The organism is Halobacillus sp. A1 (assembly GCF_024189295.1).
GTDB lineage: Bacteria > Bacillota > Bacilli > Bacillales > Halobacillaceae > Halobacillus_A.
On record NZ_JAIZEN010000007.1, the window covers coordinates 186,613 to 197,177 of the forward strand.

The following is a 10,565-nucleotide window of genomic DNA, read 5'->3' on the forward strand; positions in this document are numbered from 1 at the left end:
TTAGCATAGAAGCCCATCCGTAAGAACGGACAGGCTTTTTTATTAAATTGTGATTCGTCCTTTTTTAATTAGTGCATTACGGACAAAAATATTGGCGAACGCAATAAACAGGGCACCTACGGCAAGGCCGATTAAATAAGCAGCAATGTTTTCAACGAGAGGCCATCCCCAAAAGGCAGGAAGTGGATACCATTGCACGGCTCCAAGAACTACTGCTGTTACAGAACCTAATATGGCACCAATAATATTAATTGGAATAGTAATAATCGGATTACGCAGCATGAAAGGAATTGCACCTTCACTGATTGCAATAAATCCTAACAAAATAGATGTGTTTCCAGCAACACGAAGATTGGCATCAAAGACACGACGGCCGACGACAAAGCGATCAATTAAAGTGGCGAGTCCAAGGCCGATTGGTGGAATGACAATAGCAAGTACACGAGCTGTCAAAGGGAATATTTCATCAGCCGCTAAACCAATTGCAATGGCGCCTGCAGCTTTATTAATAGGTCCTCCAAGGTCAAAAGCTGTCGCTGAAGCAATGATCGTAGAGAGAACAACTTCTCCTGATCCTTGTGCGGATTCAATCGTCACTCTAAGCAGCTCATTTAAACCACCAAATACTGGATCAATGATGTAGAAGTTCAGTAAAAAGATAGATAGAACACTGATGGCAGGAATAATGAGCATTGGCTTCATCGCCTGGAAGTTCTTATTCAATTTAATCTTTTCATTTAAAAACTTAGAAATATACCCTGCCGTGAGACCAAGAATAAGTGCTCCAAGAAAACCTGAAGGAATACCTTCTTCAACACCCCAGTATTGATAGTGAACACCTGCTGCGAATAAACCTCCGATAAAACCTGCGACAATACCTACTCGGTCAGCCAGGGAATAGGCAGTGAATGCCGCGAATATCGGGTACATGAATTGGAATATTAAAAAGCCGAATTTATCAAGGTGGTGCAGGATAACAAACAGTTCGTTATCTGAATCAGCATAGCTGGGTTCATTTATTTCATTAACAAGACCAAAAGGAATAGCACCAAGCTTGGCAATCCCCATCATGAGTCCGGCAGCGACAATTACTGGAATCATATACGAAATCCCGGTTAAAATAGCCTGTCCCATTTCAGCGAGAACACCTTGTTTTTTGTTGGAACTTGGGTCGGGTGAATCGTTCTCTCCGCTTCCTTCTACAATGCCATCAGGATTATTTAGGACCTGGTCAATGAGTTGTTCCCCTCGTTCCAAGGGAGCAGCGACGCGAGTTTGAACGTAAGGAAGTCCTCTGAACCGTTCTTTACCTTTAGGAGTGATATCGGTAGCGAACACTACGCCGTCTGCTTGTTTGATCAGCTCGGCTGTATGTTCATCCTCTAATCCATTCGCACCTTGTTTCTCTGAATATACACGCACGCCTTTTTTCTTGCCAGCCTGTTCCATCGCTTCTGCAGCCATATAAGTATGAGCTATTCCTGCAGCACATGCCGTGATGACCAGGACTGTTTTGTTCATTTCAGTCCCTGCAGGTTGGTCTGTAGGAGCCTTGTATTGATCAAGTGCTGCCAAAAATTCTTCTGCGTTTTTAGATTGCATCAGCTGGCTGTAATAAGACTTATCCATCAACCGGGTACTTAATTCAGCGAGAAGATTCAAATGAGTAGAACCAGATTCGCCCTCAGGTATTGCTAGTAGGAAGACAAGTTCGACTTTGTTGTCCGGATCGATACTCTCCCAGTCGTTAATAGGTTTTGATAGTCTTGCTACCGCAAATCCAGCTTTCTTAACTGCTGATGATTTACCGTGGGGAATAGCAAGACCTGCTTCAAATCCAGTAGCTGATAATTTTTCTCTTTCTAATACCTCTTTATAAAAGTCGTCTTTGGAAGTGAGGTAACCCTGCTCAAAAAGCTGTTCAGTCAAGTTCCAGATCACACCTTCTTTGCTATGCTCTTGTAAGTCAAAGCGAACGAGTGCTTTTTCTGTCATTTGAGCTAAATTCATTCCCATCACCCTTTCTTTTTTGTAAGTGTTTTCATTTGCTTGTTTCATTTGTATCACAGGATTCAGGTGCGTAGTTATACAGGAAATGTACAATTGTACATTCTGCGTGCTATACTCGTGGTAATATGAAGAAAAGAGGCTGGCGGCATGGGCATTCTACTTGATAATTTTTCATCGGAAATCCCTTTATTGACACATTCTGAAAAGCGCGTACTTTATTATATTGAACACCACTTGGAGAACTCCAAAACGATGTCTTTAATTAAAATGGCTGAAAATAACAATGTAAGTACGACTACGGTTGTACGTTTGTGTCACAAGTTAGGAATGGAAGGTTTTTCTGAATTGAAATATTTCTTGAAAAACTTTGAGGTGGATTTACTATTAGGTGACTTAGATCCAATAAATCGCTATCAAAAGGACGTCCAAGATAGTCTCTCCCATTTAAAAGCACATGATTTTCAGCAGATCGCTTCCTTAATTCACGTATCCGATCGAATAGTGGTTCTTTCGGTTGGTCTTACCAAAATGATCGGTGAATATATGAGTAAGAGGTTGATGCAGATGAACTTATCAACCACCTACATTTACGAATCTCATATGATTGACCTAATTAGCAATTGGATAAGTGAGGATGATTTAGTCATTTTTATTTCTTCTAGTGGAGAAACAGAAACATTGATTAAAGCGTGTGATAAATTAGATCACTTGAACATTAAGACTGTAGCCTTGACTAATCATCCTGATAGCCGATTGAATAGATTGTGTAGTTTAGCGTTAAGTGCACCTGTTGAAAAGGTTTCTTATGAAGGATACGATGTATCCAATCGTTCATCGCTTATTATGCTTGCCGATCTCACTTTTGAATATTACTTAAAATATCTGACAGAACTATAAACACTTAGCGGCTGCTATTTAGTGTTTTTCTGCAGTAATTAAGACGGGTTGAAGTGTAGAATCAAAGCACAGCGGGAACATGTCCTTAAAAAGGAGGGCATAAAAATGGAAGATAGATTGATTCCTGTCACTTCAGTAGCCACGGGCATGAAACAGTCCTTCGCTGCCGATATTCATTGCCTTACAATCCAAGTCGTTAACGTGTGTTTTGTTGGTCATCCGGACCAACCACAAGACTGGGTATTGGTCGATGCAGGTATGCCTAAATCAACGGATCGCATACTCGAAGCGGCAGCTGAAATATATGGAGAGCACAATCGTCCGAAAGCTATCATTCTCACTCATGGTCATTTCGATCACGTCGGTGCAGTAGGGAAACTTGCTGAGCATTGGGGAGTACCGGTTTACGCGCATCGTGATGAGCTCCCATATCTAACTGGAAGAAAAGATTATCCTGAACCGGATACTAGTGTAGAAGGCGGGCTGGTCGTTAAAATGTCACGAATGTTTCCGAACGAAGGAATCGATATTAGCGAACACATCCGTCCACTTCCAGAAGATGGTAGAGTACCTCACATGGAAGGGTGGGAATCCATTCACACCCCAGGTCATACGGAAGGTCATATCTCTTTATTCCGTCAAGAAGATCGAGCACTAATAGCGGGGGATGCATTTATTACCGTCAAACAAGAGGATTTATCAAAGGTTCTTACTCAGAAGCAGGAGATCAGCGGTCCGCCTCGCTACTTGACCGTGAATTGGAAGCAGGCACGGAAGTCTGTGACAAAACTCAATTCACTGAACCCAAAATTAGCCGTCACTGGGCATGGCTTTCCTATGAGAGGTGCGACCTTGAAGGAGAATCTGGAGAAATTAGATTCCCAATTCGAACAGATTGCTGTGCCTAAACATGGAAAATTCGTAGGTGATGAAAAAAAAGATTAGAGAGGACAGTTCCCTTTATGTACTTAGCCAACATCTCATTGAAAGTATGAAAAAGGGTATAAATCAAAAGCGCTCCCTTCCACATGGAGGGAGCGCTTTATTTTACTGAATGTGGTTACGTTGAAATTCTGCTATCGAATCGTACTCTTCTTGTAGACTACGAGATAAACGGATGTAAATCGGAAGAAGTTCACGATATACGGCCGATGTTTCAGCTACTGGTTCATGCGTATGAGTGTGCCCGAGCATATCCGATACGATGCTGAAATCTTCAATTTCGTCTGTAGCGTACATCCCAAGGACTACTGCTCCGAGACAGGAGCTTTCGTAGCTTTCAGGGACGACAACAGGTTTATCGAAAATGTCTGTCATCATTTGCCGCCAAACTTCAGATCTTGCGAATCCACCTGTGGCCTGGATACGTTTAGGTTCGCCTGTCAGCTCTTCAAGCGCGAGCAGGACCGTATATAAGTTATAGATGATTCCTTCTAAAACGGAACGGACCATGTGTTGTTTCTTGTGGTGGATGCTGAGTCCGAAGAATGAACCTCTCGCACTTGAATTCCATAGCGGTGCCCGCTCGCCAGTAAGGAATGGGTGGAAAATCAACCCGTCAGATCCAGCCGGAACGTTTGTCGCAATCTTGGTCAACACGTCATAAGAATCGATTCCAAGACGCTTGGCGGTTTCTACTTCCGCGGCTGCAAATTCATCCCGCAGCCAGCGAAGCACCATTCCACCATTGTTTACAGGACCACCAATGACCCAGTGGTCTTCAGTCAGCGCATAACAAAAGATCCTTCCTTTAGGATCAGTGGTTGGTTTATTGGTTACGCTTCGAATCGCCCCGCTTGTTCCGATTGTTACAGCAATTACACCAGGATCGATGGCATTGACTCCTAGGTTAGATAATACGCCATCACTCGCACCGACGATGAAAGGAGTATTTTCCTTTAAGCCGAGGAATTTTATATATTCTTCTTTTAAACCAGATATAGAGTGAGTGGTAGGAACGATGTCTGATAATTGATCGGTTGATATATCGGCTACAGCTAACGCTTCTTCATCCCAATCAAGCTTTTCCAAATTGAATAGTCCGGTAGCAGAAGCTATGGAATGATCGACAATGTACTCTCCAAATAGTTTATGAAATACATATTCTTTAATCGATATGAATTTGGCTGTCTGGTCAAAAATTTCACGCTGTTCGGCTTTCAGCCACACTAATTTTGAAAGTGGAGACATCGCATGAATCGGAGTACCTGTCCGTAAGTAAATTTCGTGGCCGTTTTGATTTTCTTTAATATCTTTTGCATAGATTGAGCTTCGGGTATCGGCCCATGTAATGCTGTTTGTCAACAATTCTCCGTGTTCATCGACAGCGATTAAACTGTGCATTGCTGAACTGAAGGAAACGAACTGAAGATCCTCAGGCTGTATGTGGCTTTTTCTGAGAGCTTCTCTGATAGTTCCTAGAACAGCCTCGAATATTTCTTCCGGGTTCTGTTCAGCCACCAGCTGATTGGGGGTGTGCAGAGGGTAATTGATTGTGTGTTTCGTAATGAGTTCACCTTTTTTATTGAAAAGTACAGATTTCGTACTCGTTGTACCGATATCGACACCTAAATAATAAGATTGAGTATTCATAGCTGTTATCCTCCCATGCGATTTGAATAGTTTAATAAGAAAAAGGGACAGGCCTATGCTATCCCTTTTTCTTCTATATTTCTAATTTTACGATATAAAGAAGCTGATGGCGAATACAACTCCAAAACCGACAAAACCAATGATGGTTTCCATGACGGTCCAGGATTTCAAGGTATCTTTTACGTCTAGACCAAAGTAACGGTTTACAAGCCAGAAACCAGAGTCGTTGACGTGTGAGAAAACGGTAGCACCGGCAGCAATGGAGATAACGACTAACCCAAGCACTGGGCCTTCTAATCCTAATGTTTCAATCAATGGAGAGACAAGTCCTGCAGCTGTGACCATCGCAACGGTAGCTGAACCTTGTGCTAAACGAACTGCCGTAGATATGATAAACGCAAGAAGAACGGGCGGCAATGCGGAATCAATCATCATTTCACCGAGAACATCTCCAACACCTGAATCCACTAATACTTGTTTGAATACTCCTCCTGCACCCGTTACTAGTATAATGATCCCGGCAGGTTCCATCGCTTTTGTAGCAATCTCCTGCACTTCGTCACGCGTATATCCACGTTTTGTTCCAAGCAGTGTAAATGTAAGTAGTGTAGCAAAAGTCAGTGCCACGAAAGGGTGTCCGATGAAAGTAGCGATACTTCTGAAGACGTTTCCTTCTGCCAACGTCAATTCTGAAATGGTATTCACTAGTATTAATACTAGTGGAATAAGGATCAACGTAGTAATTAAACCGAATCCTGGTAGTTCCTTATCGTATTCTTTTTGTTGTTCTTCTTCACTGTTCTGCATATATTCAGGAACTCCGACATCGATTTTAGAAGCGATGTACCGACCAAATACAGGTCCTGCTAGAATCATAGATGGGATACCTGCAATAACACCAAATAAAATGACCCAGCCTAAGTCAGCGCCGACTAAGTCAGCAACGGCAATCGGTCCTGGTGTAGGGGGAATGAAGCTGTGAGTTACGGCCAGACCAGCAAGTAGCGGTATTCCGTAATACAATATGGATTTACCCGCTTTTTTAGCTAATCCATATACAATTGGAACGAGGATGATGAAACCGACATCAAAAAACACCGGGATGGCTACAAGGAAACCTGTGATCCCGAGCGCCCACTGGGCTTTATCTTCTCCGAATTTTGCAATTAATGTTTGTGCTAGTCGTTCAGCACCGCCAGAAACTTCAAGCAGTTTCCCGAACATCGCACCTAAACCTACAACAATCGCAACGAAGCCGAGAGTTCCGCCCATACCGCTTTCCATTGAATCGATAACATCTCCAAGCGGCATTCCTGCTGCGATCCCTACGATTAAACTGACAAGCAGTAAAGCTACGAAAGCATGAAGTTTTGTGCGGATAACTAGAAATAATAATAGAAAAATACCGGCCATGGCTATAAGAATCAATGATACATCTGACATAAAAAATTCCTCCTTTTAAAATAATTAAACGCTTTCAAATTCTTATGAATTAGACTATTGTTTGACGACCTCGTGCCCTCCGAATTCATTTCGCAAAGCGGCGACAACTTTACCTGTGAAGGTGTCATCCTCAAGTGAACGGTAACGCATCATCAATGATAGCGCGATAACAGGAGCAGCGGCTTGTACATCAAGCGCAGTTTCGACTGTCCATTTTCCTTCACCAGACGAATTCATCACTCCTCTGATATCGTCTAGTTTGGCATCCTTTGCAAAAGCCTGCTCAGTCAGTTCCATCAGCCATGATCGGATAACAGATCCATGATTCCAAACTTTGGACACTTTTTCATAGTCATAATCAAACTCACTCTTGCTTAAAATATCAAATCCTTCAGCGATAGACTGCATCATTCCATATTCAATGCCGTTATGGATCATTTTAAGGAAGTGTCCGCTGCCCGTTTTTCCAGTATACAAGTATCCGTTTTCTATGGAAACGTCTTCAAAAATAGGTTCGATATGTTTAAATTTATCAGGATTTCCTCCGACCATCGTGCATGCGCCGTTTCTTGCTCCATCCATACCTCCACTTGTTCCGCAATCAAAGAAGTAAATTCCTTTTTCTTCTAAGAATTCAGAGCGGCGAACAGTATCCTTGTAATTTGAATTTCCGCCGTCAATGATCATATCTCCAGCTTCTAACTGGGAAGAAAGTGTCTCAATGACTTGTTCTGTGATTTTTCCTGCAGGAACCATCATCCAAAGCACTCGGGGTTTAGGCAGGTTAGCTGCAAGATGTTCTAAAGAGCTGTGATAAGTAAAATTTTCATTATCAATTTTTTCCTTTACTGTTAAATCTGTGTCATAACCTAATACTTCGTGGTTATGATCAAGCATGTTAAGTGTGAGGTTAAGACCCATCTTTCCAAGGCCGACCATCCCTATTTTCATCGTAGTTCCTCCATTTGTAAAAAGAATATTTTTTTATCTTGAGGCAATTATATCAAATTTTTTTTCGTTATCAAGACATTTAAAAAAATATTTTTTCTTATATAATGAGAATAATAGTTAAAACAGGGGGTCAATATGATGAAGACTGAAGGACAACATGGATTAGCACGAATTAGAAGTCATTATTCAAAATTCAGTGATAAAGAAAAGAAAATTGCTGATTATATTTTGGATAACCCGCAAATCATCGTTCACCACACGATTAACCAGGTTGCAGATGAACTGGATGTGGCTGAATCGACTGTCTTTCGCTTTTGTAAAAGGATCGGCTTTAAAGGGTACCAGGCGTTCAAAATTGCGCTTGCAGCTGAAATTGTTACACCAATCAAAGATCTCCACGAAGAGATCAATGATGGAGACAGCGTGTCCACTGTTTCTGAAAAAGTTTTTCGTTCAAATAGTAAGACGTTAGAAAGCACGTTGCAGATTCTGGATGGAACGGCCATAGAAGAGGCTGTCCAGCTATTGCTTAAGGCGCGGAAGATAGAATTCTATGGCTGTGGGGGGTCAGCTGTCGTGGCGTTAGACGGCTACCATAAATTCATACGGACGGGCTTAATGGTCAGCACGCAGCTTGATTCACATATGCAGCTAATGTCTGCATCTCAACTGACTAAAGATGATGTGGCTGTCATCATATCCCACTCAGGTACGACAAAAGATTCACTCGATGTACTGCAAATTTTGAATGAGCGTGGAATAAAAACGATTGCCATCACGAATTTCGCAAAGTCACCTCTTACAAAAGAAGCGGATATTTCACTTTACACTGTCTCAGAAGAGACAGATTTCAGGTCGGAAGCATTTTCTTCCAGAATTGCACAGCTGAGCATTATGGATGCCCTTTATACCAATCTTATGATCGCTCTTCAGCAAAAAGGGAAAAATTCGTTGGAAAATATGAGGGAAGCGATGTCCCTGAAAAGATTATAAAAAAGCGGGCTGAAAAAAACTATTCAGCCCGTTTTATTTTACGCATATTGGCTAATCTCCTGGAGAACTGAATCATACAATTCATTCTCGAACGACGGAGGTGTGACATAGAGGCTGCTCAGTTCATCATTTAAATATTTCGCCTGTTTTAAATAATCGATGCCTTTTTTCATGAATGATTTATAGCCCGTAGTCAGTTCAGCGATTTCTTCGGCATGTGCCTCATCGGTTCCGGCTGTAACTGTTTCAGAATATAGGTCCACGATCGAATCTCCAACTTTTTCAGGGAAATATTCATGAGGGTCTGTGCTGTCAAACACACAAAAGCCCATCTCTCTGACAATGACCATATCTATACTTTCAGGGTCAAATCCACAGTGGTAAAGTTCAACGTTGTAACCTTTCAGCTCTGCTTCAGCAGCGACTTTTTTTAGAAAGGTTGATTTACCTGTACCTGCCCGACCTTTAATAAAATAACGATGGGTTAAATTTTCGGTCAAGTTAGGAATGTAATCCAACACACCACCGGGAGTCGAAGCTCCGAAAAATCGATGCTTAGTGATGGGGGAAGAATTGACAGGCTTCATTTTTAAATGTTGAATAAAATCTTCTGTTAGTTGATCAGCTCTTTGAAAATCCATGTTGGATATATAAATGACCTCTAAATCATCATGAATCTCAAGACCCGTTTGAAAAGCCTCGTGGGCATAGTTCCAAGCTTCTTTTATTTTTGATCGATAGTGTGCGGCTTTATCCTGTTCCTCTGTTTTTAGCAGTTTATCAATATCGATACAGTTCATCGTCCACCGGCCAAACCCTCGAGTATGACTCGGACCGCTGTAAAGACCGATCTTCAATTCAGGATTGATCAACCCGTCAAGGGCTTCATGATCGGAAGAGCTATGCATGAATTCTAAAAGGAACCCTTCACGGCTCCATTTGTCTGCAATTTTGTTCAGGACATTTGTTTTAATATGATTTGGTCCGCCTTTTAACCGGATGACATGGTCTAGATTCTGGAGATTCGAAGCATATAATGGGTAAAACCCTTTAGCGGTATGGTCTCCAGCATAATAGTGAAGCTGGTTTGTACTCATCGCCTCACATCCTCTCTGCATTTGTAAGTACTTTATGCAAAGAAAAAGAGGTGGGTGAACGTCCTGAAATAGTTGTGAGTTACCGTAATTAAACTAACTGGCAGGATACTTTAAGACTCAGTTTCGAGATAACCAGGGTTCGTTACCTTATTAAGAGTCAGGGGTGGTTGGAAAGCTACTCGCTTTCCTGTGGGGGAAGTGGCGAGCTTCCTCGGGCTGGCAGCCCTGTGGGATCTCGCCTACATCCTTCTCCCACGGGAGTCTCCTAGCTTCCCAACCACCCCATGCGAAATGGAATGAACGAACCCTCCTGGCACTGGAAAAGACTTCTGATCTTTCATCAAAGCTGCGTACAAGCTCCGACGATTAGCGACTAACGATTTTTGTAAGTCAAGATCGAATCACTACGGGCTTCTTGTTTCCTTTATCTCTGGCAGCTCATTCCAGTTCAAACTCCGCTGGACGAAGCGCTTTCGCATTTAAAAAGGAGCATCGCAGTTCTCATTCCTCCCTGCGAAGTAAGCGATAAAAAACGCTTTTACTCAGAAGAAGTGTTTTTCATCCCTCTGTTCTTTCGGATTA

At 42.1% G+C, this 10,565-nt stretch carries 8 protein-coding genes; 3 read left to right on the plus strand and 5 right to left on the minus strand.

Annotated elements, in window-relative coordinates; all coding sequences use genetic code 11:
* Positions 1-42: 42 nt before the first annotated feature.
* Positions 43-2,010, minus strand: a complete 1,968-nt coding sequence (locus tag LF817_RS10085) for a fructose-specific PTS transporter subunit EIIC (RefSeq protein WP_253935681.1) — start codon at positions 2,008-2,010, stop codon at positions 43-45.
* A 147-nt stretch (positions 2,011-2,157) separates the two neighbouring features.
* On the opposite strand from LF817_RS10085, the gene LF817_RS10090 reads away from it, so the two are divergent.
* Both LF817_RS10090 and LF817_RS10095 read left to right on the plus strand, forming a co-directional pair.
* On the plus strand, positions 2,158-2,907 hold the full coding sequence (locus tag LF817_RS10090) for a MurR/RpiR family transcriptional regulator (protein WP_253935682.1): 750 nt from the start codon (positions 2,158-2,160) through the stop codon (positions 2,905-2,907).
* Between the two features lie 105 nt (positions 2,908-3,012).
* Positions 3,013-3,852 carry an MBL fold metallo-hydrolase gene (locus LF817_RS10095; RefSeq protein WP_253935683.1) on the plus strand — a complete coding sequence of 280 codons (840 nt, stop codon included), beginning with the start codon at positions 3,013-3,015 and terminating at the stop codon, positions 3,850-3,852.
* 102 nt (positions 3,853-3,954) lie between these two features.
* Here LF817_RS10095 and gntK read toward each other — a convergent pair whose 3' ends face one another.
* The 3 genes from gntK to gnd form a co-directional block, all read right to left on the minus strand.
* Positions 3,955-5,499, minus strand: a complete 1,545-nt coding sequence (gene gntK, locus LF817_RS10100; RefSeq protein ID WP_253935684.1) for a gluconokinase — start codon at positions 5,497-5,499, stop codon at positions 3,955-3,957.
* A gap of 87 nt (positions 5,500-5,586) precedes the next feature.
* Positions 5,587-6,942, minus strand: coding sequence for a GntT/GntP/DsdX family permease (locus tag LF817_RS10105; RefSeq protein ID WP_253935685.1), 1,356 nt, complete (start codon positions 6,940-6,942; stop codon positions 5,587-5,589).
* A gap of 54 nt (positions 6,943-6,996) precedes the next feature.
* On the minus strand, positions 6,997-7,893 hold the full coding sequence (gene gnd / locus LF817_RS10110; protein ID WP_253935686.1) for a phosphogluconate dehydrogenase (NAD(+)-dependent, decarboxylating): 897 nt from the start codon (positions 7,891-7,893) through the stop codon (positions 6,997-6,999).
* Positions 7,894-8,031: 138 nt separating this feature from the next.
* Between gnd and LF817_RS10115 the strand changes: the two genes are divergently transcribed.
* Positions 8,032-8,886, plus strand: a complete 855-nt coding sequence (locus LF817_RS10115; protein ID WP_253935697.1) for a MurR/RpiR family transcriptional regulator — start codon at positions 8,032-8,034, stop codon at positions 8,884-8,886.
* Between the two features lie 38 nt (positions 8,887-8,924).
* Here LF817_RS10115 and LF817_RS10120 read toward each other — a convergent pair whose 3' ends face one another.
* On the minus strand, positions 8,925-9,983 hold the full coding sequence (locus LF817_RS10120) for a hypothetical protein (RefSeq protein ID WP_253935687.1): 1,059 nt from the start codon (positions 9,981-9,983) through the stop codon (positions 8,925-8,927).
* Positions 9,984-10,565 lie beyond the last annotated feature (582 nt).